The 26729-nt window shown below is 61.5% G+C and carries 26 protein-coding genes; 15 read left to right on the forward strand and 11 right to left on the reverse strand.

Annotation, left to right across the window (positions count from 1 at the left end; all coding sequences use genetic code 11):
* The first annotated feature begins 27 nt into the window (after window positions 1–27).
* The 5 genes from GR198_RS08080 (at window position 28) to GR198_RS08100 (ending at window position 8524) form a co-directional block, all read left to right on the forward strand.
* On the forward strand, window positions 28–1308 hold the full coding sequence (locus GR198_RS08080; RefSeq protein ID WP_312876438.1) for a CmpA/NrtA family ABC transporter substrate-binding protein: 1281 nt from the start codon (window positions 28–30) through the stop codon (window positions 1306–1308).
* Between the two features lie 481 nt (window positions 1309–1789).
* Window positions 1790–3058: an MFS transporter gene (locus GR198_RS08085; protein WP_164068205.1), complete on the forward strand. Its 1269-nt coding sequence runs from the start codon at window positions 1790–1792 to the stop codon at window positions 3056–3058.
* A 17-nt stretch (window positions 3059–3075) separates the two neighbouring features.
* A complete protein-coding gene (gene nirB, locus GR198_RS08090; RefSeq protein WP_164068207.1) occupies window positions 3076–5526 on the forward strand; it encodes a nitrite reductase large subunit NirB in 2451 nt (816 codons plus the stop codon).
* A gap of 4 nt (window positions 5527–5530) precedes the next feature.
* Complete coding sequence (gene nirD / locus GR198_RS08095; protein ID WP_017960132.1) at window positions 5531–5866, forward strand: nitrite reductase small subunit NirD; 336 nt, start codon at window positions 5531–5533, stop codon at window positions 5864–5866.
* Window positions 5867–8524: a nitrate reductase gene (locus GR198_RS08100; protein ID WP_164068209.1), complete on the forward strand. Its 2658-nt coding sequence runs from the start codon at window positions 5867–5869 to the stop codon at window positions 8522–8524.
* Window positions 8525–8553: 29 nt separating this feature from the next.
* On the opposite strand, the gene GR198_RS08105 is transcribed toward GR198_RS08100, so the two are convergent.
* Complete coding sequence (locus GR198_RS08105; RefSeq protein ID WP_164045549.1) at window positions 8554–9231, reverse strand: HAD family hydrolase; 678 nt, start codon at window positions 9229–9231, stop codon at window positions 8554–8556.
* Window positions 9232–9346: 115 nt separating this feature from the next.
* The gene (locus GR198_RS08110; RefSeq protein ID WP_029873043.1) at window positions 9347–9664 is read right to left on the reverse strand and encodes a hypothetical protein; all 318 of its coding nucleotides are present in this window, start codon (window positions 9662–9664) and stop codon (window positions 9347–9349) included.
* Window positions 9665–9877: 213 nt separating this feature from the next.
* On the opposite strand from GR198_RS08110, the gene GR198_RS08115 reads away from it, so the two are divergent.
* The 5 genes from GR198_RS08115 (at window position 9878) to GR198_RS08135 (ending at window position 15346) form a co-directional block, all read left to right on the forward strand.
* The gene (locus GR198_RS08115) at window positions 9878–10204 is read left to right on the forward strand and encodes a hypothetical protein (protein ID WP_003538855.1); all 327 of its coding nucleotides are present in this window, start codon (window positions 9878–9880) and stop codon (window positions 10202–10204) included.
* A gap of 158 nt (window positions 10205–10362) precedes the next feature.
* Window positions 10363–11811, forward strand: coding sequence for a cryptochrome/photolyase family protein (locus GR198_RS08120; RefSeq protein ID WP_164045548.1), 1449 nt, complete (start codon window positions 10363–10365; stop codon window positions 11809–11811).
* Window positions 11808–13142, forward strand: a complete 1335-nt coding sequence (locus GR198_RS08125; RefSeq protein WP_164068211.1) for an NAD(P)/FAD-dependent oxidoreductase — start codon at window positions 11808–11810, stop codon at window positions 13140–13142. Before GR198_RS08120 ends, GR198_RS08125 begins: the two co-directional genes overlap by 4 nt.
* Window positions 13139–13990 (forward strand): DUF1365 domain-containing protein, encoded by an 852-nt coding sequence (locus tag GR198_RS08130; protein WP_029873040.1) that lies wholly within the window; start codon window positions 13139–13141, stop codon window positions 13988–13990. The genes GR198_RS08125 and GR198_RS08130 overlap by 4 nt, the downstream gene beginning before the upstream one ends.
* 96 nt (window positions 13991–14086) lie before the next feature.
* The gene (locus GR198_RS08135; protein WP_029873039.1) at window positions 14087–15346 is read left to right on the forward strand and encodes an SAM-dependent methyltransferase; all 1260 of its coding nucleotides are present in this window, start codon (window positions 14087–14089) and stop codon (window positions 15344–15346) included.
* On the opposite strand, the gene GR198_RS08140 is transcribed toward GR198_RS08135, so the two are convergent.
* Window positions 15347–16180 (reverse strand): SDR family NAD(P)-dependent oxidoreductase, encoded by an 834-nt coding sequence (locus GR198_RS08140; protein ID WP_029873038.1) that lies wholly within the window; start codon window positions 16178–16180, stop codon window positions 15347–15349.
* 99 nt (window positions 16181–16279) lie between these two features.
* Window positions 16280–16939 (reverse strand): ChrR family anti-sigma-E factor, encoded by a 660-nt coding sequence (locus tag GR198_RS08145; protein WP_029873037.1) that lies wholly within the window; start codon window positions 16937–16939, stop codon window positions 16280–16282.
* Between the two features lie 226 nt (window positions 16940–17165).
* On the opposite strand from GR198_RS08145, the gene GR198_RS08150 reads away from it, so the two are divergent.
* The 4 genes from GR198_RS08150 to GR198_RS08165 are packed head-to-tail and all read left to right on the forward strand — an operon-like array spanning window position 17166 to window position 20401.
* Window positions 17166–18203: a cysteine synthase A gene (locus tag GR198_RS08150; RefSeq protein WP_020049631.1), complete on the forward strand. Its 1038-nt coding sequence runs from the start codon at window positions 17166–17168 to the stop codon at window positions 18201–18203.
* Window positions 18204–18209: 6 nt separating this feature from the next.
* Complete coding sequence (locus GR198_RS08155) at window positions 18210–18947, forward strand: alanyl-tRNA editing protein (protein ID WP_029873036.1); 738 nt, start codon at window positions 18210–18212, stop codon at window positions 18945–18947.
* An 18-nt stretch (window positions 18948–18965) separates the two neighbouring features.
* On the forward strand, window positions 18966–19835 hold the full coding sequence (gene sseA / locus GR198_RS08160) for a 3-mercaptopyruvate sulfurtransferase (RefSeq protein WP_029873035.1): 870 nt from the start codon (window positions 18966–18968) through the stop codon (window positions 19833–19835).
* A gap of 5 nt (window positions 19836–19840) precedes the next feature.
* A complete protein-coding gene (locus GR198_RS08165) occupies window positions 19841–20401 on the forward strand; it encodes a GNAT family N-acetyltransferase (protein WP_011651594.1) in 561 nt (186 codons plus the stop codon).
* Window positions 20402–20430: 29 nt separating this feature from the next.
* Here GR198_RS08165 and GR198_RS35310 read toward each other — a convergent pair whose 3' ends face one another.
* Window positions 20431–20598, reverse strand: coding sequence for a hypothetical protein (locus GR198_RS35310; protein WP_003538834.1), 168 nt, complete (start codon window positions 20596–20598; stop codon window positions 20431–20433).
* 96 nt (window positions 20599–20694) lie between these two features.
* Window positions 20695–21501 carry a class I SAM-dependent methyltransferase gene (locus GR198_RS08170; protein ID WP_029873034.1) on the reverse strand — a complete coding sequence of 269 codons (807 nt, stop codon included), beginning with the start codon at window positions 21499–21501 and terminating at the stop codon, window positions 20695–20697.
* A gap of 401 nt (window positions 21502–21902) precedes the next feature.
* Here GR198_RS08170 and GR198_RS08175 point away from each other — a divergent pair, with 401 nt between their 5' ends.
* Window positions 21903–22406, forward strand: coding sequence for a DUF1203 domain-containing protein (locus GR198_RS08175; RefSeq protein ID WP_029873033.1), 504 nt, complete (start codon window positions 21903–21905; stop codon window positions 22404–22406).
* A 52-nt stretch (window positions 22407–22458) separates the two neighbouring features.
* Here GR198_RS08175 and GR198_RS08180 read toward each other — a convergent pair whose 3' ends face one another.
* The 5 genes from GR198_RS08180 to ald form a co-directional block, all read right to left on the reverse strand.
* Window positions 22459–22743, reverse strand: a complete 285-nt coding sequence (locus GR198_RS08180) for a DUF1330 domain-containing protein (RefSeq protein ID WP_029873032.1) — start codon at window positions 22741–22743, stop codon at window positions 22459–22461.
* Window positions 22744–22806: 63 nt separating this feature from the next.
* A complete protein-coding gene (locus GR198_RS08185) occupies window positions 22807–23322 on the reverse strand; it encodes a flavin reductase family protein (protein ID WP_029873031.1) in 516 nt (171 codons plus the stop codon).
* Window positions 23323–23419: 97 nt separating this feature from the next.
* Window positions 23420–24169, reverse strand: coding sequence for an SDR family oxidoreductase (locus tag GR198_RS08190; protein WP_029873030.1), 750 nt, complete (start codon window positions 24167–24169; stop codon window positions 23420–23422).
* Between the two features lie 239 nt (window positions 24170–24408).
* On the reverse strand, window positions 24409–25338 hold the full coding sequence (locus GR198_RS08195; RefSeq protein ID WP_029873029.1) for a helix-turn-helix domain-containing protein: 930 nt from the start codon (window positions 25336–25338) through the stop codon (window positions 24409–24411).
* A gap of 224 nt (window positions 25339–25562) precedes the next feature.
* A complete protein-coding gene (ald, locus tag GR198_RS08200) occupies window positions 25563–26681 on the reverse strand; it encodes an alanine dehydrogenase (protein ID WP_029873028.1) in 1119 nt (372 codons plus the stop codon).
* Between the last annotated feature and the right edge of the window lie 48 nt (window positions 26682–26729).

Consider the following 26729-nt stretch of genomic DNA (forward strand, 5'->3'; position numbering starts at 1 on the left):
CCTGATGAATTTCCGGAGGAAACCGGAGTGGATATGATGACAACGACCTCCAACGCCGGCGGCGAGCTGCCCTCGCCCGTGCGGGTGAACAGCGAAGGACCGAAAGTGCTGCGGGCCGGTTTCATTCCGCTCGTCGATGCATCGGTGCTGATTGCGGCGGCGGAATTCGGCTTCGCGCGCAAGGAAGGCCTGACGCTCGATCTCGTCAAGGACGTCTCCTGGGCGAATGTGCGCGACCGCCTGGCATTCCGCCAGTTCGACATCGCCCACATGCTGTCGCCGATGCCCGTCGCCTCCATGCTCGGTCTCGGCTCCAATCCCTCACCGACGATCACGCCATTTTCGCTGGGGCGCGGCGGCAACGCGATCACGCTATCGACGCGGCTCTTCGACAGGATGCGGAATGACGTGGGATTGCCGGAAACGGCAAGCGCGCTCGACAATGCCCGCGCCCTGGCAAAAACATTGGCGGCAATGAAGGCCCGCGGCGAGCCGCTGCCGACTTTCGGGGTCACCTACCCCTTCTCCTCGCACAATTACGAATTCCGCTACTGGCTGGCAGCCGGCGGCATCGATCCCGACAAGGACGTCAAGCTCGTGGTCGTGCCGCCGCCCATGACTTCGGATGCACTGGCAGCCGGTGCGATCGACGGTTTCTGCGTCGGTGCGCCGTGGAACATGGTCGCTTCCGAGCGCGGCGTCGGCCGCATCGTCGCCGCCAAACAGGATATCTGGCCGTCGGCACCTGAAAAGGTGATCGGCATGCGGCCGGACTGGGCGGAAAGCCATCCGGAAACCGTTTCCCGGCTGATCGTGGCGCTCGACGCGGCAGCCCAGTGGTGCGATCGGCCGGAAAATCACGATGCGCTGGCGGCAGCTCTTGCCGACCCGCGCTATATCGCTGCCCCCGTCGAAATCATTCGCCGTGTGCTCGCCGGCGAATTCAGCCTCGACGCAAAGGGTAACCGCCGCATCATCACCGATTATTTCATCTTCCATTCCGGCTTCGCCAATTATCCCCGGCCGAGCCAGGCGCTGTGGATCTACAGCCAGATGATCCGCTGGGGACAGGCCGAGGTCAGCCTCAACATGGCAAGGGCCGCAGCATCCGCTTACCGCCCGGATCTCTATCGCACGGCTCTCGGTGACGACAACGCACCTGAAGATGCCGATATCCGCATCGAAGGCAGTGACGAGGGCGACCGTTTCATGGACGGCCACGTCTTCGACCCGGCGAGGCTGCCTGACTATGTCGCAGGTTTTGCCGTCAAAAGCGCCCTCGCCTTCGTTTCAGACGACGAGGTCTAACCGATGCCGGCCTGCACAAAACGCCAGCAAGCATCTGCCCGCCTCACGACAAGCGCACAAAATATTTGCATGAGCGGGCGGCGGCCCGAAAAACAAGCAGGCGGCGCGTTTCGTAAAATATCATTTGCATTCAGTAGCTTGAACGTAAATCACCAAACTGGCACGCAGCTTGCATGATCTTTGTAGCACCGGTCAATGACGATCAGCGCAGAGTGAGCGCGCGATAGACGCTCACGGAAGACACAGAGATTGCTCTTCGGATTGAAGAGGCAGGTTTTAGCTTGAGCAATCCGGCCAACGGATTGCCTCCAGGCAACTGGGCCAGAAGGCCCAAGAATTCGGCGTCCAACGGCGGGCGCCACCAGCAAAGCCGCTGATCAGGATATTTCGCGCGCCTCGGGTATGCGCGTCCTGACCAGCGGCTTTTTGTTTTAACCCTCAGCGATGGATCGGCACGACCTTGTCGGGCCTCGGAGAAGTTATGTCTGTCATCGAGAAAGCACAGCCCATGTCCGCCGGCGAACCAGCCAAGGCATTGTGGATCTCCACTGTAGCCTTCACCCTCTGTTTTGCCGTCTGGACGATCTTCGCGATCATCGGCATTCGCATCAAGCAGGATCTCGGCCTGAACGAGGCCGAGTTCGGATTGCTGGTCGGCACCCCCGTGCTCACCGGTTCGCTGGTGCGCATCGTTCTTGGCATCTGGACGGGGCGTTACGGCGGCCGTCTCGTCTACACGCTGACCATGCTGGCCGCCGCATTGGCGACCTTTCTGCTCTCTTACGCCCAGACCTATACGCAGATGTTGGTCGCCGGGCTCGGCGTCGGCCTCGCCGGCGGCTCCTTTGCGGTCGGTGTCGCCTATGTCTCGCCTTTCTTCCCGGCGGAGAAGCAGGGAACCGCGCTCGGCATCTTCGGTGCCGGCAATGTCGGCGCGGCTGTGACCAAATTCGCCGCCCCCTTCGTGCTGCTCGCTTGGGGCTGGCAGGCGGTTGCCGAGATCTGGGCCGTCGGTCTGGCGCTGATGGCAATCGTCTTTTGGTTCACCACGACCGATGATCCGGCCTTCCGTCTCCGCCGCGAACGCCGCGTTGCTACCAAGAGTTTCGTCGAAGAATTCGCGCCGCTGCAGAACGTTCAGGTCTGGCGCTTCTCGCTCTATTATTTCTTCGCCTTCGGCGGCTTCGTCGCCCTGTCGCTGTGGCTGCCGCGCTATCTGGTCGGCGTCTACGGCTTCAACCTGGAAACCGCCGGCATGGTCGCCGCCGCCTATTCCATCCCCGGCAGCATCTTCCGCGCCTTCGGCGGCGTGCTGTCGGATAAAAAGGGCGCGCGCAGCGTGATGTATACGATGCTTGCCGTTTCGGCCGTCGCCACCCTCATCCTTTCGCTGCCGGCTGCTTCTGGGTCCGGGACGGGTCCGGCGTTCGGCATCACCCCCGTCATCTTCATCGTCGTCATCTTCGTGCTCGGCTTCTTCATGAGCCTCGGCAAGGCTGCCGTCTACAAGCACATTCCGGCCTATTACCCCGAAAACGTCGGCGCAGTCGGCGGCGTCGTCGGGATGATGGGCGGCCTTGGCGGCTTCATCCTTCCGATTGCCTTTGGCCTCCTCAAGGACATGACCGGCCTTTGGTCCAGCTGTTTCCTGCTGCTCTTTGCGATCGTCGTCATCTCTCTCATCTGGATGCACCTGTCCGTCAAGCAACTGTCGCGCCAAGGGCACTCGGCGCCCGTGGCTGCAACCTGATCTAAGGACCTGGAAATATGACCGAAAAACTTGTCATCATCGGCAATGGCATGGCGCCCGGGCGCATGCTGGAGCACCTCTTCGAGCAGGCGCCCGGACGCTATGAAGTCACGATCTTCAATGCCGAGCCGCGCGTCAATTACGACCGCATCATGCTGTCGCCGGTTCTCTCCGGAGAAAAGGACTACGAGCAGATCATCATTCACGGTGACGGCTGGTATATCAAGCACGGCATCATGCTCTACAAGGGCCACAAGATCGTCAACATCGATCGCGCCGCCAAGACCGTCACCTCCGACCACGGCGTCACCGAAAGCTACGACAAGCTGGTGATCGCAACCGGGTCCGTGCCTTTCATCATCCCCGTTCCCGGCAAGGATCTGCCCGGCGTCATCACCTATCGCGACCTCGACGACGTGCAGGCGATGTTGCTTGCCGCCCAGTCGCGCGAAAAGGCGGTCGTCATCGGCGGCGGCCTGCTTGGCCTGGAGGCAGCGGCCGGTCTTGCCCAGCGCGGCATGGATGTCACCGTGTTGCACGTCATGCCGACGCTGATGGAGCGCCAGCTCGACCCCGCCGCCGGTTATCTGCTGCAGAAGGCGGTCGAGGAACGCGGCATCAAGGTCATCTGCAAGGCCAATACCAAGGCGATCGTCGGCAACGGCAAGGTCGAGGGCATCGAGCTCGACGACGGCCGCATCATCCCGGCAACGCTGGTCGTCATGGCCGTCGGCATTCGTCCAAGCGTCGGCCTGGCAAAGGACGCCGGCATTGCGGTCAATCGCGGCATCGTCGTCGATGCCGGCATGCAGACCTCGGACGGCGATATTCTCGCGCTCGGCGAATGCGCCGAGGTCGGCGGCATGGTCTATGGCCTTGTTGCGCCGCTCTATGAAATGGCCCGTATCGCCGCCTCGCATCTCTCCGGCGATCGCTCGCCCGCCTTCGTTCATGCGGATACGCCGACCAAGCTCAAGGTCACCGGCATCGAGCTTTATTCACTCGGCGATTTCGCCGATGGCGACGATCGCGAGGAGATCGTGCTGCGCGATGCCAGCGCCGGCGTCTACAAGCGCCTGGTGCTGAAGGACAATAAGATCATCGGCACCGTACTTTACGGCGAAACTGCCGATGGTGCCTGGTTCAATGACCTGAAGAAGAAGGCAACCGATATTTCGGAGATGCGCGAGACGCTGATCTTCGGACAGGCCTATCAGGGAGGGTCGCCGCTGGACCCTATGGCGGCCGTTGCAGCCTTGCCGGATGACGCGGAGATTTGTGGCTGCAACGGCGTATGCAAGGGCAAGATCACTTCGACGATTTCAGGCAAGGGGCTGACGTCACTCGATGACGTACGCGCCCACACGAAGGCATCTGCCTCGTGCGGTTCCTGCACCGGCCTCGTCGAACAACTCATGGCGCTGACGCTCGGCGACAGCTACAATCCGACTGCGGTACAGCCGATGTGCACCTGCACCGAACTCGGCCATGACGACGTTCGCCGGCTGATCAAGGCCAAGGGTCTGAAGAGCATCCCTGCCGTCATGCAGGAACTCGAGTGGAAGACCTCCTGCGGCTGCGCCAAATGTCGGCCGGCGCTCAACTATTACCTGGTCTGCGACTGGCCGGACGAATATGCCGACGACTACCAGTCGCGGTTCATCAATGAGCGCGTGCATGCCAACATCCAGAAGGACGGCACCTACTCCGTCGTTCCGCGCATGTGGGGCGGCGTCACCAATTCGAACGAGCTGCGCGCCATCGCCGATGTCGTCGACAAGTTCGAGATCCCGATGGTGAAGGTCACCGGCGGCCAGCGCATCGACCTGCTCGGCATCGAGAAGGAAGACCTGCCCGCCGTCTGGGCCGATCTTGGCAAGGCCGGCTTCGTCTCCGGCCAGGCTTATGCCAAGGGTCTGCGCACCGTGAAGACCTGTGTCGGCTCGGACTGGTGTCGCTTCGGCACACAGGATTCCACCGGCCTCGGTATCCGGATCGAAAGGTTCATGTGGGGCTCCTGGACGCCGGCCAAGCTGAAGATGGCCGTCTCCGGCTGCCCACGCAACTGCGCGGAAGCAACCTGCAAGGACATCGGCGTGATCTGCGTGGATTCCGGCTTCGAGATCCATTTCGCCGGTGCGGCCGGCCTCGACATCAAGGGCACGGAGGTCCTCGGGCTTGTCCGGACCGAGGACGAGGCGTTGGAGTATATCGTGGCCCTGACGCAGATGTACCGCGAGCAGGCCCGCTATCTCGAGCGCATCTACAAATGGGCCAAGCGCATCGGCCTGGAGGAAATCCGCCGTCAGATCATGGGCGATGCCGAAAAGCGCAAAGCCTATTACGAGCGCTTCGTCTTCTCCCAGGAATTTGCTCAGGTCGATCCCTGGTCGGAGCGTGTTTCCGGCAAGGACAAGCATGAGTTCAAGCCGATGGCGACGATCGGTTATCCGCAGGCTGCAGAATAAGGAGATGGACATGAACTGGATCGCAATCGGTGACATCTCCGACATCCCGTTGCGCGGCGCGCGCTGCGTGAAGACGCCGCAAGGCAAGATCGCCGTCTTCCGCACGGCCGAAAACGAGGTCTTCGCCATCGAGGATCACTGCCCGCACAAGGGCGGCCCGCTCTCCCAAGGCATCGTCCACGCCAAGTCGGTCACCTGCCCGCTGCACAACTGGGTTATCTCGCTGGAAACAGGCAAGGCGCTCGGCGCCGACGAAGGCGAGGTCCGGACGATACAGGTGCTGAACGAAGACGGCAGGCTGTTCATCGCTCTGGAAAGCCTGATGATGGCGGCGGAATAGATGGCGGCTGAGGTCAAGACCACCTGTCCCTATTGCGGTGTCGGCTGCGGCGTTATCGCCACGGTCGACGAGGCCGGCGCAGTCAGCGTCAAAGGAGATCCCGAGCATCCGTCGAATTTCGGCCGGCTCTGCTCGAAGGGGTCAGCCCTTTCCGAAACCATCGATCTCGATGGCCGGCTTCTCCACCCCGAGATCGAAGGCGAACGGAGCGGCTGGGACGAGGCGCTTGATCTGGTCGCCCGTCGTTTTTCTGAAACGATCGCCGAACACGGGCCCGACGCCGTTGCCTTCTACGTCTCCGGCCAGTTGCTGACCGAGGATTACTATGTCGCCAACAAGCTTATGAAGGGCTTCATCGGCTCCGGCAATATCGACACCAATTCAAGGCTTTGCATGTCCTCTTCCGTGGCGGGGCATCGCCGCGCCTTCGGCGCCGATACGGTGCCCGGGACCTATGAGGATATCGAACTTGCGGATCTGGTGATCCTGACCGGCTCCAACCTTGCCTGGTGTCATCCCGTCATCTACCAGCGGCTTGCCGCCGCAAAGACGGCGCGGCCAAACATGCGGATCGTCGTCATCGATCCGCGCCGGACGATGACCTGCGACATCGCCGACCTGCATCTCGCCATCCGTCCGGACGGCGACGTTGCGCTGTTCATGGGACTGCTTGCCCATCTCGCGACAAGTCCGGCAATCGACCAGAATTATATCGGCGCCCATACCGAAGGTTTCGGCGACGCTTTTGCGGCGGCCGCCGCGCTCGATATCAACGATCTCCTGGAGAGGACCGGCCTGCCGGCCATGCAGATCAGGGAGTTCTTCCGCCTGTTCGAGACGACGCCGAAAGTCGTGACCTGCTACAGCCAGGGCGTCAACCAATCCTCCTCCGGCACCGACAAGGTCAATGCCATCCTCAACTGTCACTTGGCAACCGGCCGCATCGGCCGCCCTGGCATGGGACCGTTTTCGCTGACCGGCCAGCCGAACGCCATGGGCGGGCGCGAGGTCGGCGGCCTCGCCAATATGCTTGCCGCCCATATGGCGATCGAGAATGCCGAAGACCGAGACCGTGTACAGCGCTTCTGGAACTCGCCCGTCATCGCCGCAAAGCCCGGCCTGAAGGCGGTCGACATGTTCCAAGCCGTGGCCGATGGGCGCATCAAGGCCCTGTGGATCATGGCGACCAATCCCGTCGTCTCGATGCCGGATGCCGATAGCGTCGAAAGCGCGATCGCCGCCTGTCCTTTCGTCGTCGTGTCGGACATCCTGAAAGAGACGGATACGACCCGGCACGCAGATGTGCTTTTGCCCTCGCTCGGCTGGGGCGAGAAGGATGGCACCGTCACCAATTCCGAACGGCGCATTTCAAGGCAACGGCCGTTTCTCGACATCCCCGGCGATGCAAGGGCCGACTGGTGGCAGCTTGCGGAGGTCGGACGCCGCATGGGATTTGCCGCCGCCTTCGATTTTGATGCGCCGGACGCAATCTTTGCGGAGCACGCCGCGCTTTCCGCCTTCGAAAATAACGGCAGCCGCGATTTCGATATCGGCGCGCGCGCAGGCATAAACGGCAGCGCCTATGACGAGCTGTCGCCCTTCCAGTGGCCGCAGGCGGCAGGGACAGAACCCAGCATCACCCGCTTCTTCGCCGAGGGTGGTTTCTTCCATCCCGATCGCAAGGCGCGCTTCGTCGCGGTCAAACCGCCCGCAACCGATCGCACCAATGCCGAGTACCCCTTCACGCTAAATACCGGACGCATCCGCGACCAGTGGCACACGATGACCCGAACCGGAAAGAGTGCGCGGCTTTCCGCCCATATCGCCGAACCCTTTGCCGAGATCCATCCGCGCGACGCGATCGAGACCGGCATATCAAGCGCGGGCCTGGTCGAGATCGACAGCCCGCACGGCAAGGCAATCGTCAGGGCGCTGGTCACCGATCGCCAGGCACGCGGCGGCATCTTTGCGCCGATGCACTGGAACGACCAGTTTGCTGCAAAAGCGCGGATCGACGCGGTGGTCGCGCCGATAACCGATCCCGTTTCCGGTCAGCCGGCGTCGAAGAACGTTGCCGTCGCCGTCCGGCCCTTCCGCGCCACCCATTACGGTTTCGCCGTCTCTGCCACAAAACCCGCCGCGCCTGATGCCGCCTATTGGGCGCTGGCGAAAGCCGCCGGCGGCTGGCGGCTGGAGCTTGCCTTCGGCGAAACCGTCGAAGACTGGACGGCCTGGTGCCGCGCGGTTTTCGCCATTCCGGCCGAGATCGAACCGCTTGGTTATGCCGACCGGCAATCCGGCGACCTCAGGCTCGCCTTCTTCGACGGCGAGGTCCTGCTTGCGGCGCTGTTTCTGGCACGCGAGCCCGTCGCCGTCGCGCGCAACTGGGCGATCTCGCAGCTTTCAGCCTCGCATGGCGACCTCAGGAAACGCTTTGCGCTCGTTGCGGGTCGTCCGGGAGCAGGCAGGCCAGATCCGGGCGCCACCGTCTGCTCCTGCTTCAGTGTCGGGGTCAACCAGATCGCGGCTGCCGTGCGCGGCGGATGTCACAGCGTCGAGGCGGTCGGCAAGGAAACCAGCGCTGGAACCAATTGCGGCTCCTGCCGCAGCGAAATCGGCAGCATCATCGATCGCTGTCTTGCCGCAGCCGCGGAGTGAACCGCGCAGAAGCAAGCAGGGGAGCACTGTCAGGCCGCGTTCGGGACGATCAGCATCCGGTGATCGGGGGAGATGCGGATCGAGATCTCGTCATAGGATGAAAGCGTCGGGTGCGGCGTCTCCATCTTTTGGTGATGTGTTGCCGTGATGACCATGACATCGGCACCCGCCGCCTCGCCGGCGGTAATGCCGGCTGCGACATCCTCGAACACCAGGCAATCCTGCGTGCTGACGCCGAGGCGCTCGGCGCCGAGAATATAACATTGCGGGTCGGGTTTTCCGACCTTCACGTCCTCCGCCGTCACCATGAATTTCGGCACCGGCAAGCCTGCCGCCTCCAGTCGGCGGTGAGCAAGGCGCAATGGCGAGGAGGTAACGATCGCCCAGCGATCCGGGGGCAGTGAACTCAGGAAGGTCGCGGCGCCGGGAATGGCAACGACGTCGCTGACATCGGCGATTTCGGCCTCGGTCACCAGCTTTGATTCATGTTCGGGATCGACTCCCGGCAGGTTCAGCCGGGTGATCGTGTCAATGCCGCGCGATCCATGCATCTTCGGTAAAAAGGTGGCGACATCGAGCCCGTGGCGCCTTGCCCAGTCGCTCCATACACGCTCGGCCGCACGGATCGAATTGAGGATGGTGCCGTCCATATCGAACAGGAAGGCGGCATAGGGCTTCTCGAAGCCGCGGGGCATCGGCAGGGGCAAAGGCGGATCCTTTTAAGGAGGGATGTCGGATGGTCGCTATCGATTGATGAAACGGCAAATCGTTGTGTTTTGCAAGCTTTCGGCTCAACGGGTGACCGCCCCAAACTGCTTTGGCCTAGAAGGCTGTGCTGGCGGTCGTGGTGATCAGGTTGCAGGAGAGTCGAAGGCCGATCGGATCGTGGCACAGATCATCCGCGCCGCTGGCGAGTTCCAGCCCGGCTGGAGCATCGGCACGCAGGTAGGTCTGCGTGGTCAGGTCGACGCGCACGGGAGCAGCGGTCCAGAGTGAGGGACGGCTGACGTCGATTGCGGAAATTTTAGCCTTGTCATTCCTGACGGCGTAGGAGGCGACCGCCATGCCACTCATCGTCAAGGTGAGTGCAAGTACGATCTGGAGACCGAGATCTGCGGCTTCGCGAAAGGAGATGAACATAGCGGCCTCATGCCACGGTTTTTTAGTATCTCCGCATGCAAGTAGGACATGTGCTGGCGCCGATCCAGCGACATCGCCCGTTAAGGTTTACGCATAACCATGCCGGGTGTGCCGCAGAGCTTGAATGCAGGTTTTCTGCAAATTTCGGAACAATGATTCCATCAGGCAGTTACCCCAGGGTCATCCAAGATGAAAATCCAAGGAGGATATCCCATGTCTAGATCCCTTATTGCCGCTTCGCTGCTCGCGATCGGCATGGCGTCGTCGGCTTTTGCCCAGTCTAACCCGAGTCCGATCGGGCCAACGAATGGCGGCTCGACCGATCCCGGTTCCGGCACCTATTCATCCGATTACACCAACGATGACAACGGAATTCGTCCGGTAACGGTCTCGCCGGTCGATCCGACGACGACACAGAGCATCGGCCGGCCGCAGACGATGGAATGCCCCGGCATGCCGCAACAGATGTCCGGCGTCGACACGCGCGGCGGTCAGAGCGGCGCATCGATCAGCGAAGCCTGCCGCGAATACGACAACTAAGCGACAGACTCCCGCTTTCAGAAAAAGGCCGGTTCACACCGGCCTTTTTCATGCCGCCGACAGCCGTGAAAGCTTTTTTCCACCGGATGAAACTTTTGATCCGGGCGTTCCGTACATGCGTAGCGGGTTGAAAAGAACGCAAGCGGGGAACGGCTTCATTGGCAAAGGACGCGGCAAAACCGGTCATCCTCTGGTTTCGCAAGGACTTGCGCCTTGACGACAATCAGGCACTCACCGCCGCCCATCGCTCCGGGCGGCCGATTATCCCGCTCTATATTGGAGAACCGACAGTAGCAGGCACCGGTCCGCTGGGTGCTGCACAGGCCTGGTGGCTGCATCATTCACTGGAAGCGCTCAACAGGTCGCTGCAAAAGCTGAATGGACGGTTGGTGTTGGCAAGCGGCGAGGCGCTCGAAGTGCTTTGCGCCTTTATCAAGGAAAGCGCTGCCGAAGCCGTCTTCTGGAACCGGCGCTACGATCCAGCCGGAATCTCCATCGACGCCCGTATCAAGCACGAACTGGAAAAGCAGGCGATCGAGGCAAGAAGCTTTGGCGGCCAGCTGCTGCACGAACCTTCCCGGCTGATGACCGGCAACGGCACGCCCTATCGCGTCTACACGCCATTCTGGCGCGCGCTGGAGGGTGGCGGCGAACCGGAGCCGCCGCTGGAGGCGCCGGCAAAACTGCGGCTTGCGTCGCAACCGAAATCAGAAGTGCTGGAGAGATGGAAGCTGCTCCCGACGAAGCCGGACTGGGCAGGCGATTTCGTCGATCTCTGGACACCCGGCGAAGAGGGTGCCCAGCAGAGGCTCCATGCCTTCGTTGAAGACGCGCTCGACGGCTACAAGGAAAACCGAGACTATCCAGCGAGGCCGGCGACATCGATGCTGTCGCCGCATCTGGCGCTGGGCGAGATATCCCCTGCCCGCATCTGGGATGCCACACGCGGCCTGTCGCAACGGATGCCGGCAGCCGACATCGTACATTTTCGCAAGGAGATCGCCTGGCGCGAATTTTCCTATCACCTGCTTTTCCATTTTCCGCGTCTTGCCTCTGCCAACTGGAACGATCGTTTCGACGGCTTCGAATGGCGCAACGACAGCGGAGATTTCGAGGCGTGGCGCCGCGGCATGACCGGCTATCCGATCGTCGATGCCGGCATGCGCCAGCTCTGGCGCCATGGCTGGATGCACAATCGCGTGCGCATGATCGTCGCCTCCTTCCTCATCAAGGATCTGATGATCGATTGGCGCCGGGGCGAGGCCTGGTTCCGGGATACGCTTGTTGATGCCGATCCCGCCAACAATGCCGCAAGCTGGCAATGGGTGGCGGGCTCGGGAGCCGATGCCTCGCCGTTCTTCCGCATCTTCAATCCGGTACTGCAGGGCGAAAAATTCGATCCCGACGGCGACTATGTCAGGACTTACGTGCCGGAGCTTCGAGAGCTCGGGGCAAAATACATCCACCGGCCGTTCGAGGCGCCGAAGAGCATGCTCGACGAGGCTGGCATCACGCTTGGCCAAACCTATCCAAAACCGATCGTCGATCACGCGAACGCCCGCAACCGGGCGCTCGCCGCTTACAGCGCAACAAGGGATGCCGCATGAACGCACACTTCCGTCCCGCTCCACGCCGGCTGAGGATCGCCGTCATCGGCTCCGGCATCTCGGGCGCCTCCGCAGCCTGGGCACTGTGTCAGGTGCATGACGTTACGCTGTATGAAAGCAAGGCGCGGGCCGGAGGCCATACGGCGACGGTCGACGTGGATTACAACGGGGTTCAAATTGCCGTCGATACCGGCTTCCTCGTCTATAACGAGCAGAATTATCCCAATCTGACGGCGCTGTTTGCCGAACTCGGCATCGCTACGCATGCAAGCGATATGAGCTTTTCGCTCTCGCTCGACCGCGGCAGACTGGAATGGAGCGGCGGCGGACTGTCCTCGATCTTCGCGCAGAAGCGCAACCTGCTGCGGCCCTCGTTCTTGTGGATGATCCGCGAGATCCTCCGATTCAACCGCACCTGCCTCGAAGATCGCACCGCCGGTCATCTCGCCTCGCGCTCGATCGGCGATTATCTCGACTGGCGCGGCTTCTCGCCCGGTTTCACCAACAACTATCTCGTGCCGATGGCGGCGGCGATCTGGTCAACACCATCAGCACGCATGCTGCAGTTTCCCGCTGAGCAGTTCGTCAATTTCTTCGACAATCACCGGCTGATCTATCGCCGCCAGCACCAGTGGCGCACGGTGACCGGCGGCAGCCGCACCTATCTCGACCAGTTGCTTCGGCCGCTCGGCGAACGCGTGAAACTTTCCTGCGGCGTGCGCGGGGTCATCCGCTCCGAGCGCGGCGTCACGATCATCGACGAAACGGGCGACGAACACCCGTTCGACAAGGTAATCTTTGCCTGCCACAGCGATCAGACAGCCCGCCTGCTCGTCGATGCCACCGATCGGGAAAGCAGGCTGTTTGCTGCCATTCCCTACCAGCCGAACCGCGTCGTCCTGCATCGCGACCAATCGCTGATGCCGCAGCGGCGCAAGGTCTGGGCCTCATGGAACTATCTGCGCTCCAGCCGTGAAGATGGAAACGCGGACGTCGCCGTGACTTACTGGATGAACCGGCTGCAGGGCATCGATGAGAAATTCCCGCTATTCGTCACCCTCAATCCCGACCGCGAGCCGGACCGCCGTAAAGTGTTTGCCGAATTCACCTATGAACATCCGCAGTTCTCGGCGGAAGCCATGAGCGCGCAACAAGCGCTCACGACCATTCAGGGACAAAACAATTGCTATTTCGCCGGCGCCTGGACGGGTTACGGATTCCACGAGGATGGTCTCGTTTCCGGTCTGGCAGCGGCGGAGGCCCTGGGCGGGATCATACCCTGGCGAGCTGTCCGAACCTCACGGCAACCTCAACCGGATGCTGCGGCATGACAAGGCGCGGCGAAAAGCATGGCATGAACACAGCGGCCAACGGCCCTCCACCGGATGCCGCGGCAGCGCTCTATGTCGGCGAGATCATGCATCAACGGATGAAACCGTTCGGCCATCGCTTCCGCTACCGTGTCTTCTCGCTGCTTGTCGATCTCGACAGGCTGGACGAGGCCGGCGGGCTATCGACGTTATTTTCCGTCAACGGGCGCAATCTCGTCTCGTTCCAGGAAAGGGACCACGCCGAAACCAGAAATATGTCGCTGCGCACCTATGTCGACGGGCTGCTCGCCGAGGCTAGGCTCGACCGCGCGGACAGGATACTGCTCGTCTGTTATCCCCGCATTCTCGGCTATGTCTTCAATCCGCTCTGCGTCTATTACGCCTATGATGCCGGCGGCGTGCTCGCCGCGATGATCTACGAGGTGCGCAATACTTTCGGCGAGCGGCACAGCTATGTCTGCCCGGTCGGCCGTGGCGAGATGTCGGAAAGCGGGCTTCGCCAGAGCTGCGACAAGCTCTTCCACGTCTCGCCCTTCATCGGTATGGCGGCGCGCTATAATTTCCGCATGCTGCCGCCCGGTAAAGAGATCCGCTGGCGCATCCTTGAAACAGATAGTGAAGGACCGCTGCTCTCGGCGACATTTTCCGGACGGCAGGTGCCTTTGACAAACGCTTCGCTGCTGGGCTTGACGGCGCGCATACCCATCCTCACTTTCAAGATCATGACCGGGATCCATTGGGAAGCACTCAAGTTGTGGCTGAAGGGCGCGCGGTATGTCAGGCGTCCTGCGCCCCCACCTGCAGTCAGCGTCCGCCAAACCCGCCCGCTTGCGGAAGCGGCGGAATGACATTAGCGTTCGATGCAATAGTCGGGGGGCGGCCGCGCGTATCATCAAGGGTGCTTCGTCCCTAACCGGCAAGAAAATGCTGGAGGAGGAGGAGAAATGAGCAAGGCGCAGGACTGGAATCTGCTGGCTCGCGACGCGGTGACGCTAACGGCCGAAAACATGTCCCGTATAGTGAAGGGCCTGCCCTTCAAGGCGAAGCTGGCGGTGCGCGGACTTCTGCGCATGCAGCACGGCTCGCTTGCTGTCACGCTGCCCGACGGGCGTAGGCTGCTGGTCGAAGGCAAGAAGGCCGGGCCGAAGGCGGCGCTCAGCCTCAACAACTGGAACCTTGCTTATCGGGCGCTGACGAGCGGCACGATCGGGGTCGCCGAAACCTATATGGACGGCGACTGGGACAGCCCCGACATCACCGCCTTCCTCGAACTTTTTCTCGTCAACGGCGAGGCCGCCTTTAGCTATGCGCATGGCAAGGGCGGTCTTGGCCGCCTCTTCGAGCGCGTCCGCCACTGGATGAACGCCAACACCAAGACCGGCTCGAAGCGCAACATCTCCGCCCATTACGATCTCGGCAATGATTTCTACAGGCAATGGCTCGATCCGAGCATGACCTATTCCTCGGCGCTCTATTCGACCGGCGCCAACGACCTGCAATCGGCCCAGAACGCCAAATACCGCGCGCTCGCCGAGGCGACGGGCATCAGCCCTGGCGACCACGTGCTGGAAATCGGCTGCGGCTGGGGCGGGTTTGCCGAATTTGCCGCAAGCGAGTTGAACTGCAAGGTAACCGGGCTGACGATCAGCCGCGAGCAACTCGCCTTTGCCGAAGAACGCATCCGCAAGGCCGGCCTCGACGACCGCGTGGAATTCCGCTTGCAGGATTACCGCGACGAGACCGGCCTCTACGACCGGATCGTCTCGATCGAGATGTTCGAAGCGGTCGGCGAGAAATACTGGCCGTCCTATTTCTCCAAGCTCAGGCAATGTCTGAAGCCGGGCGGCAAAGCGGGCCTGCAGATCATCACGATCAAGGACGAGTCCTTCGACCAGTATCGCAGCAACCCCGACTTTATCCAGAAATATGTCTTTCCGGGCGGCATGCTGCCGACGCGCAATCATCTGGCCGAACTTGCCGGCAAGGTCGATCTGTCGCTGGTCAAGGATTTCGGCTTCGGGCTCGACTACGCCCGCACGCTTGCCGAATGGCGCGAGCGTTTCTGGTCGGTCTGGGAACGCATCCGCCCGATGGGCTTCGACGAGCGTTTCAAGCGACTCTGGGAATTCTATCTGTTCTATTGCGAGGCCGGCTTTCGTGCCCGCAATATCGATGTGCGCCAGGTCGTATTCTCGCGCCGTTGATCATTCCGCAGCATGCGGTGTCACCGGATGGCGACCAGCCGACGGCGGCCGCTCCCGCCAGCCGGTCACGCGGTTCACCAGCGTGAAATAAACGCTATAGGGGAGCAGGCGCGCGAGCTTCAGCATGGTGGTGAAGCGCTTCGGAAACGTGATCTCGAAGGCCTGCGATTTCAACCCGGCGGCAATCTCCCGGGCGGCCTCCTCGACCGATACCAGAGCTGGCATCGGAAAGGCATTCTTCCTCGTTGCCGGCGTATCGACGAAGCCCGGGCAGACGAGCTGGATGCGGATGCCCATCTTGTCGAGATCGAATTTCAGGCTTTCGGCCATATTGATCAGCGCCGCCTTGGTGGCGCCATAGGCAGCTCCCGTCGGCAGGCCGCGATAGCCGGTGACGGAGGAAACGATGGCGATCTGTCCCTGCCCTTTTGCCTTCATATGGCGGATCGCCGGCAGCAGACAGTTGACGACGCCGGAAAGATTGACGGCAAAGCTCTTCTCGAAATCGGTGCGGTTCAAATCCTCGGCATGGACGGGCAGGTAGACGCCGGCATTGAGGATCGCCATGGCGAGCGTGCCGTGCTCATATTCGATGGAGGCCATGACATGTTCCATGTCCTCGGCATCGGTGACGTCGCCGTCGAGCACAATGATACTGCCCGAGAGGCCATTGGCTTCGGCTTGCAGTTCGACCAGCTTTTCGTGGCTTCTGGCCGTGACGGCGACCTTATATCCTTCGCCGGCGAGCCTCAGCGCAAGCGCCCGGCCGATGCCTGTACTCGCACCCGAAATCCAGACGATTCCATGTTCGGGATGGGCAATGAAATCACGCATGACATGTTCCTCCGGGCTGCCTGATCAAATGCGAAAACAGGTCCGGAAGTTCCTCAACCCCTCCGGATTTACGGCTCTATCACACTATTGTGGCTGCTTTCAGCCGATCAGGTCGCCGATCATCTGGCGGAAGGATCCGGTGAGCTTGACCGGTCCGTCCGAGACGGCAAAGGCGATGCAAGGCCTGTCCTTTTCGGCGACCGGCCGGTGGTCGACCGTCTCGTCGGCAATGGAGATGTCGCCGGGGCCGAAACGGCCGCGTTCATCGTTGAAGGCGCCGTCGAGAATGAGGATCAGTTCCATGCCTTTGTGGGTGTGCGCCGGCAAGGCGCGGCCCGGCCGGATCCACATCAGGCTGACCTCGCAGCCGTCCATGTCGAGCGAGTATTCCTTGAAACCGGGCAACCGCCGGCGCCAGGGCACATCCTCGGCCTCGAAGCCCAAGAGGGCGCGCAACGCTTGCGGAAACAGCGCGTTTTCCGGTCGCGCGACCGTCCGTGGCGCAGGGACGGGAGACGCAGAGGAAAAGATCGCCGCAAGCCGCCCGTCGCGATCGGCAATGGCGGCTTCAGGCGCGTTTTCCAAAGCTTCGCCTGCCAGCAGCTCGAGGCTGTTCACCAGGCTGCGATTGTCCGGTTTCATTTCGAGATGCGACTGCACCAGCACACGCGCCGGCTCGGGCAAGGAGCCGACAACATAATGCGCCATCAATGCATCGATCGTGTCGATCTGCTCGTGAACCATGTCGGTTTTGGTCACGCCCTGTTGCCGCGCTCCGTTTTCGCTTTGTCGTCATCCGTACGGGGAAAGTCAATCTTCGGATCACCCCTCACACGGCGGGATTGCGAGCCATGCGTCATTTCGGAGGAGGAAAGCCAAATTTTATCGTGTCCGACAGAGGCGTGGAATAGCATTTCTTGCCAACTCAGCCTTGTGAAGGGAAAAGACCGTTCCTAAAGTAAGAGTTCGAATAGAGGCAGATTCCATGACCTTCCACCCCTCCGTCCTCGACGCCATCGGCAACACGCCCCTGATCAAACTCAAGGGCGCCTCAGAGATGACCGGCTGCACCATTCTCGGCAAGGCGGAGTTCCTGAACCCCGGCCAGTCGGTCAAGGATCGCGCCGCGCTCTACATCATCCGCGACGCAGAGCGGAAGGGATTACTTCGCCCGGGTGGCGTCATAGTCGAGGGTACGGCCGGCAATACCGGCATCGGGCTGACGCTGGTCGCCAAGGCGCTCGGTTACCGCACCGTCATCGTCATTCCGGAAACGCAGAGCCAGGAAAAGAAGGACGCGCTGAAGCTGCTCGGAGCCGAACTCGTCGAAGTGCCCGCCGTTCCCTACAAGAACCCGAACAACTACGTGAAGGTGTCCGGGCGGCTCGCAGAGCAGCTGGCGAAGACCGAGCCGAACGGGGCGATCTGGGCAAACCAGTTCGACAACGTCGCCAACCGCCAGGCGCATGTCGAAACGACGGCAAAAGAAATCTGGAAAGACACCGACGGCAAGGTCGACGGCTTTATCTGCTCGGTCGGCTCCGGCGGCACGCTGGCAGGTGTCGCCGCCGGCCTCAAGGCTTTCAAGGCAGACGTCAAGATCGGCATCGCCGATCCCGATGGCGCCGCACTCTATGAATTCTACCAGAACGGCGCGCTGAAATCCGAGGGATCCTCGATCACCGAGGGCATCGGCCAGGGCCGCATCACCGCCAATCTCGAGGGCTTCACGCCTGACTATGCCTATCGGATCCCCGACGCCGAAGCGCTTCCTTATCTCTTCGATCTCGTCGAGAACGAGGGCCTCTGCCTCGGCGGATCGACGGCGATCAACATTGCCGGCGCGGTCAACCTCGCCCGGGATCTCGGACCTGGTCACACGGTGGTGACGATCCTCTGCGATTACGGCAACCGCTATCAGTCAAAACTCTTCAACCCGGATTTCCTGACGTCGAAGGGGCTGCCCGTTCCGGGCTGGATGGCGAAGTCGCCCGATATCCACGTTCCCTACGAGCCCGTGTGAGACGCCATGCCCGTCAATGCCCTTTATCGTGACGACTTCTATCTCTCGACGTGCGAGGCGGTCGTCATCGCCGTTCACGAAGACGGGGGCATCGAACTGGACCAGACCTGCTTCTATGCCACATCAGGCGGCCAGCCCGGCGACACCGGCGAACTCGAGCGCGCCGACGGCAGCAAGATCGCGCTCGGCCAGACGAAACATGGTCCGAGCAAGGATGTCATCATCCACGTGCCGCTCGAAGGTGCGCCGCGGCCTGTGCTCGGCGAGACGCTGGTGCTGCATGTCGACTGGCCGCGCCGCTACAGGCTGATGCGCATGCACACGGCCTGCCACCTGCTTTCCGTCGTCTGCTCCTATCCGATCACCGGGGCTGCCGTCGGCGAGGAGGAAAGCCGCGTCGACTTCGACATGATCGAGACGATCGACAAGGACGAGGTGACGGCCAAGCTGATGGAACTGGTCGAGCAGAACCATCCGGTTACCCTGCAATGGATCACCGACGAGGAGCTTGTGGCCAATCCCGATATCGTCAAATCGAAGAACGTCCGCCCGCCGCTGGGGCTCGGGCGCGTCAGCCTCGTCTGCATCGGCGAGAACTCCTCGATTGACAGCCAACCCTGCGGCGGCACACATGTCTCCGAGACTCAGGAAGTCGGCCGGATCCATATCGCCAAGATCGAGAAGAAGGGCAAAGAGAACCGGCGCTTCCGCATCCGCTTCGGCACGCCCGGCGACGAAGCCTGACCATCAAGGGAGACCATCATGAGTGAGACCAAGAGCCGTTTCGTCGTTTCGGCCGACTGGCTGCAGTCCGAGCTCGGCAAAGCCGACCTGCGCGTGCTGGACGCCTCCTTCTATTTGCCGGCGCAGAAGCGCGATGCCGATGCCGAATATGCGGCCGGCCATATTCCCGGCGCCATCCGCTTCGATCAGGACAAGATCGCCGACCATTCGACGTCGCTGCCGCACACGATTCCCTCGCCCGATTATTTCGCCGCCGAAGTCGGCCGGCTCGGCATCAGCGAGAATGATCGGATCGTCGTCTATGACGGTATCGGCCTGTTCGCCTCGCCGCGCGTCTGGTGGCTGTTCCGGGTGATGGGCGCGAAAAATGTCTTCGTGCTCGATGGCGGTCTCGACGGCTGGAAGGCCGAGGGCCGTCCGCTTGAAACCGAAGCGCCCAATCCTGCGCCGGCGACCTTCACGCCTGGCTTCGACGAGAGCCGCGTGGTGACGCTCGATACGATGCGCGACATCGTCTCCAGCGGCGCGATGCAGATCGCCGATGCCCGCAGCGCCGGCCGCTTCGCAGCCGCCGAACCCGAACCGCGTGCCGGCATGCGCTCCGGCCATATGCCTGGCGCCCGCAGCCTGCCCTCCGGCGCTTTCGCCAGCCAGGGCCGATTCAAGTCGCTGCCCGAACTCAGGCAGACGATCGAGGATGCCGGCATCGATCTGTCCAAGCCTGTCGTCACCTCCTGCGGCTCGGGAATCACCGCCGCGATCATCACGCTGGCGCTGGAATCGCTCGGCCATCACGACAACAAGCTTTATGACGGCTCGTGGAGCGAATGGGGCAGTCGTGACGATACGCCCATCGTCACCGGTCCGCCGACGCCGGTCAAAGTCTGATCGCCATGGGAAAGGCACCCGCTTCGCTGAAAGCTCACATCACCCGGCTCGAAATGACGGCGCCGCCGAAGGCGAGCATGCCGGTGCCCGTCAATATCCAGACGGCGATCATGCGCACTCCCGAGATCCCACTGCCCTTCTACCGCTATCTCTACCGCCAGGTGGGCGCGCGCTGGCAATGGGTGGACCGGTTGCGCATGAGCGACGAGCAGCTTGCCGAGACGCTGAACGACAAGCGCAACAATATCAGCGTTCTCTACGTGAACGGCGCGCCCGCCGGCTTCTATGAATATTTCTGCGAAGACGAGGATATGATCGAACTCAGCCATTTCGGCCTGATCGAACATGCGCTCGGTCTCGGCATCGGCAAGTGGTTCCTGCTGCAGGCGCTCTATGCCATCTGGTCGCTCAATCCGAAGCGGGTCACCACCACCACCAACAACCTCGACCATCCGCGTGCGCTGCAGCTCTACCAGATGTACGGCTTTTCGCCAGTTTCGACCGGCACCGGCATCGTCCGGCCGCTCAGCGACAAGGAGCTTCTGGAGATTGCGCGGAAAAGCTGACGGTTTCTTTCCCTACGTAAGTGGAGCTGCTAACGCTGCGTCAGGCTGTTCGGGCGGCGCGGATCGTTGCGGCGCTCGAAATCGAGCGTGCGACCCGACTGTTCCTTCAGTTCCGCCACATCCCGCCGCAGAGCCCTGAGCTCTTCCAGTATTTCCGCATTCTGTTGCGCCAGTAGCGCGAGATCGACATCGGGCATGGGCTTCTCCTTTTCCTCATGCAGTTTTGCGGAATTCGATAGCAAATGCCAGCCATGTCGGCTTGGCCCAAAGCCGACATTCATGCTGAGCGGAAATCACTTGACGCGCGGGGGACTGTCGCCGCACCGGCGGCCGGTGATCAGCCATGCGCGCGAATCGAATTGAATTCCGTGAGGTGTCTGGTGCGCCTCCAGCATGTCGAGCAGCCGCGCCCGTATTTCGGCTGTCCTGGCGGGACGATCGAGGGCGCTCTTCACATTTTCAAATGTCTGAATCGTCGCCAATGCAGTCTCGGGATCCGGACCGTAGAACACAGGCTCGTTGATTTCACGAAACTCGATGGCAGTGAATCCTGCCGTTTCGAGCAGTCCGGACGTTACCGAGGGTTCGCTCAGCGAAAAGGCTTTGCTGGCCGCCGGACCGGTTGAATCCGGATCAAGCGCCTCATGTATAGCGGTCGCCCACTCATTGTGGTCTCTGCCCTGCCAGACCATGAAAATGAAACGTCCACCTGGGCGTACAGCGTTGGCGATATTGGCGAAAGCCACCGCCGGATCGGCGAAGAACATGACGCCAAATCGACTGATGCAAAGATCGAATTCCCCTTTTGCGAAGACATGGTTCTGTGCATCCGCCAGTTCGAACGTCGCATTGGGTATTCCCTCCTCGGCGCTGCGCCGGCGGGCAATCTCCAGCATCGTGGCGGACAAGTCTATCCCGTGCGCCCGTCCTGCTTCCGCAGCGCGAGCGGCGTCACGTGTGGTTTGTCCGGCGCCGCAACCGATATCGAGAACACGATCAGACCGCCCGACCGCGGCGGCGACCCGAAAATGCGCGTTGTGAAGAGCAAGCTCGGCATCGTAGAAGTCCGCGAAGTTCAATGCTGCTTCTTCAGCCACCATCTGTCCCTCCAAACCGAAATTCAAGAGGTCGCCAGCGGGCGCACCCTCTCAAAACCGAGCAGCGGCCCGACCCTGTGCCACCCGATCGTGTACCACGGTATGAAGACGCCAAACATACCCGGGGCGGCGACGAGAGACACGATCGAGCCGACGACAGGCTGCCGCGAGAAGAAAGCTGGTCCATGACAGGCCTCAGCCCCCGCTTAGGGAGCGACCCGTGGTGTCCGCTTTTCGCGAATTCCCGCAGTGTCTGAGTTTACGAGGAGGGTGGGAGCGTGCGGCTGCGAAAGAGGCATACTCCGCGTTTCGCTCGATCGCCCAATTGCCTGCGGCGCGCAAGAATCGGGTGGCTTGCACACTCGTCCGGGTGCATTTCATGGCAATCACAAAGGAGATCTGCCATGACCGCCATTCGTTTTGTCGCCATGCCGACGACCGACGCCGAACACCTCTGGAACGGCGGCCGCGACGCCTATTACAGGCTGCCCGAGACGATCGTTTCCGATGGTCCCGGTCATCCCTGCCGCCATTGCCTCGAAAATATCGATGCGGGCGAGGCGTTGCTGGTCTTCGCCTACCGGCCCTTCCCCGAGCTGCAGCCCTATGCTGAAACCGGCCCGGTCTTCCTGCACAAGCAACCTTGTGCACGCTATGCCGCCGAAGAGATCATGCCGTCGGTGCTGACGACGAGCCGTGACTTCATCGTCCGCGGCTATAACGAAAATGACCGCATCGTCTACGGCACCGGCGCGGTGACTGCTATCGGCGATATTTCAGCCTACGGCGAAGAGCTGTTGGGACGGCCTGATATCGCCTATGTGCATGTGCGCTCAGCGCGCAACAACTGCTTCCAATGCCGGATCGACAAGGTAAGGGCGCCGACCCTGGTGGAGGCCGGCGCCTGATAGGCGCAATAGGAAGTCGTCAATCTGTTGGGATTGCGCGCCTTCTAATGTTCTAAACGCCGCGCAAGGCAATGATCCGCGAACCCGCGGCAGTCTGCCGTTGATGTGCGAGCGGTGCATATTCGGGCGATGCAAAGAGACCACGGATGGCATCCATATCGAGAAATTCGATGATCAGCATATTGGTCGCCTGCCAGCCTTCGAGTTCGAGCGGTGCGTCATCGAGAGCGATGAGACGTCCGCCGGCCTTTGCCACCAGGGGCAAGGCCTTCGAGCGGTAATCGGCAATGGCTTCGGGGTCGTGTATATCGAGATCGACAACGAGATAGGCGGACATGATGATATCCTTTCAATCAGTGTGAAGTTCAGGGGATGTGTTTTTTGCGTGCTGCGGCGCGCCTTAGGGCAAATGCCGCCACTTAACCATGCGCTTCCGGAGATCGAGCGTGCCGCCATCCACGGTGAAGCTGCCGTCACCGCGATGATGCATGGTCCGTCGTTCCTTGCCGGTCTCGTCGATCCAGATCCTCTTCGCTTCGAGGATGAAGAGATTGTATCGATCGACGAGGCTCGGATCGGCAACACGGCATTCGATATTGGCAAGGCAGTCCACCAGCAACGGCGCCGCAACATCCTTTGCTGGACGAGTCCTCAAGCTGAACCGCTCGAACTTGTCCACCGTGTCACCGGAGCAGTTGCCGATGTCCACCACGGTTTCGGCAAGGTCGACAGCTGGAATCGCGATCACGCATTCGCCGGTCTTTTTCAGGGTGTGGTGGCTGAAGCCCCAAGGGTCGATGACGCAACCGATCAGCGGCGGCGCATGCTGGATCATCATGTGAAAACCCATCGTCATCACATTTGGCGTGCCCTCAAGGCTCGTCGTCACAAGAACGATCGGGCCAGGTTCGAGCATGCGATAGGTCTGTGAGGCGGAAATCTCTCATCCTGCGCTCCTTCGCGGGTCTCTTCCCCGCACCTATGCGGGCAAACTGACAGACGTTCTGGCTTGGTTACCAGCCCTGTTCGACCGGCAGAACGAAGAGTTCCGCGACATTCACATGCGTGGGCGCCTGCGCCGCGAAGACGATGGTGTCGCCGATGTCTCCGCCCTGCAGGAATGTCATCTGCTTGGCAAGGTCGTCCATCTGCTTGATATAGCCAGGCTCCGTGATGTGATCGTACAGTTCGGTTGCCACGGCGCCCGGCTGGATGCAGGTCACCCGAATATTGTGCTTCTGGCCCACTTCCATGCGCAGGCCGTCGGAGAATGCGGCGACCGCATGCTTGGTGGCGCAATAGACCGAAAGGCCCTTGAAGACCTTGCGGCCCGCAATCGACGACATGTTGAAGATGTGGCCGGAATGCTGGTTGATCATCTGCGGCAGAACGGCAGCCGTGGCGTTCAGCAGGCCTTTCACATTGACGTCGACCATCCGGTGCCATTCGTCGACTTTGAACTGATCGACATCCGAAAGCGGCATCAGGCCGGCATTGTTGACGAGAATGTCGATCGAACCATAGGCACCCACCAGCTTTTTGACGCCGGCTTCGACGGAGGCTGGATCGACCACGTCCATTTCGATCACGAGGGCTTCACCGCCCTTCGAGACGATCTCCTTTTTGAGGTCTGCAAGCTTGTCGGTGCGACGGGCGGCGATACCGACCTTTGCGCCGGCCTCAGCGAGCTTCAATGCGGTTGCGGCGCCGATGCCGCTCGAGGCGCCGGTGACCAGCGCGACTTTTCCATTGATATTGGTCATGGTTTATCTCCTTGTCTTGGCGCCCTTCCAACTGAAAGGGCGGTCATGTTCGACAAGGAGGAACATAAGGAGGAGGGATTGATCCCTCTCTCGGGACCTTGCGAGATCTGTCGGGATCTTGCTCAAATCGGCAACTCTAACGCATGTCGCGCAAAAGTGTGCAGCGGTTTTGCGATAACGACATGCGTAAAAACAAAGACCTAAGCGCGATCAGCGAATCTGAAAGATCGCGACGCGCTTCAGCTGCGACGGTAGTCGCTGGGGGAGACGCCAGCCTCACGGCGAAAAATCTGAGCAAAATGGCTGGGGCTCGAATACCCCACGGACATGCCGATCTCGATGATGCTGGTACCGGTTTCCTGCAGAAGTTGCTGGGCTTTGGCTATGCGTTGGCGAATGAAATAATGGGATGGAGAAAGGCCAGTGGCCTTCTTGAAGAGGCGGCTGAAGTGAAACGCGCTCATGCCGGCCGCTTGTGCCAGACGTGCGAGATCAAACGGCTCCTGAAGGTTGGCTTCCATGAACGCGACGGCCCGCCGTAGCTTGGCACCCGGGAGGGCATTTGACGGCCGCGCCTCGGCGTCAAATGTTGCATATTGCCGGATAAGATGAACGGCAAGCGTCTGCGCCAATCCCTCAACGAAGAGCCGACTTCCCTGCCCTTGGGCAGTCAGTTCAGCATGGATCAGTTCCAGCATGCTGGAAAGATGTTGGTCGCGGCCGCCCGATATGTCGCGCAGGCGCATCGCGTTGGCAGCCTTGCCGAGAACCGCTTCCGCCACCCGCTCAAACAACGGAACGGAGAGATAGAGATGCATCACCTGGAAAGGTTCGTCTCCCTCGGCACGCCAGCGCATTTCGTATGGCGTGGGCGACCGCGTCAGAAAAAAGTCCCCGACTCTGACTGTGTTGGCCTCCCACTCCCCACCCAGATCGCGTTCTTCCACGCATGCCTGACCTGAGATCACCCAAACAATGAGAGGTTCGGCGACCGCCGGAACAAGAAAGGGGTGTTGAACCGTCAGGCGGGAAAACACCTGAACGAATATATCCGTCCAGGCCGGTCCATCCCCGCTGACGAGTGTTCTGCCGGCAATATATGTTTCAAGGCCGGCAGGTGACGTTCGAAGCGGGACCGGCGATATTTCCTCTCGACTATCGACCGTCATTGCTGCTCCGTTTAGAGGCGACTGCCCATCGGCATGATACGATAGACACTGGTCGGCGGGACACAACTCATTGCTCTAATTGACGGGAAAAGCATACCTCCAACGCCGCCGACGGTCGCGGTTCGATTACAGCTACGCCGCATACAAAGAAGGCGGCATCCCCTCGGATACCGCCCTCCCGGCCGAAAAATAGCGCTGTAAGTCGTTACCTAGAGTCAGCTAGCTTACGCTACGTTCAGCACGCTTTCCGGCGCGAAGGCCTCGTAGCCCAGCGCGTCGGCGACCGGCTTGCTGGTGATGCGGCCCTTATGGACGTTGAGGCCGTTCCTCAGATGCTTGTCTTCGGCGATGGCGCGCAGGCCGCGATCGGCAAGCGCCAGGCCATGAACCAATGTGGCATTGTTCAGCGCGTGCGCCGAGGTGACCGGCACGGCGCCCGGCATGTTGGCAACGCAATAATGCACGACGCCGTCGACTTCATAGGTCGGATCGGAATGGGTCGTCGCATGCGAGGTCTCGAAGCAGCCGCCCTGGTCGATGGCAACGTCGACGATGACGGAGCCCTTCTTCATGCCGGACAGCATCTCGCGGGTGACGAGCTTCGGAGCGGCAGCGCCGGGGATCAGTACGGCGCCGATAATGAGATCGGCCGAGAAGACTTCCTCCTCCAACGCCTGGATGCTGGAATAACGGGTGTGGATGCGGCCTGCGAAGATATCGTCGAGCTGGCGCAGTCGCGGCAGCGACCTGTCGAGGATGCTGACATCGGCGCCAAGGCCGGCAGCCATCCTGGCTGCATGCAGGCCGACGACACCGCCGCCGATGACCGCGACCTTGGCCGGCAACACGCCGGGCACGCCGCCGAGCAGGACGCCGAGGCCACCATTGGCCTTCTGCAGCGCGGTCGCTCCCGCCTGGATCGACAGGCGTCCGGCCACCTCCGACATCGGCGCCAGCAACGGCAGGCCGCCGCGCTCGTCGGTCACCGTCTCATAGGCGATCGCGGTGACGCCGGAGGCGATGAGGCCTTTGGTCTGTTCGGGATCCGGCGCCAGGTGCAGATAGGTGTAGAGAAGCTGGCCGTCACGGAGCTGCGCCCATTCGGCGGGCTGCGGCTCCTTCACCTTGACGATCATGTCGCACTTTTCGAAGATATCCTTGGCGGAGGCGGCGATCTTGGCGCCGGCCGCGGCATAGGCGGCATCATCAGCGCCGATACCGACGCCCGCTTTGGTCTCCACCCAGACCTCGTGGCCGTGGGCAACATATTCGCGCACCGAAGCCGGCGTCAGGCCGACACGATATTCATGATTCTTGATTTCCTTCGGGCAACCGACACGCATGCGCGTTCCTCTCATTTTATCTCCGCGGCCGCGGATTTTTTCAGATGA

The sequence above is a fragment of the Rhizobium leguminosarum genome, from assembly GCF_010668065.1.
Lineage (GTDB): Bacteria > Pseudomonadota > Alphaproteobacteria > Rhizobiales > Rhizobiaceae > Rhizobium > Rhizobium leguminosarum_S.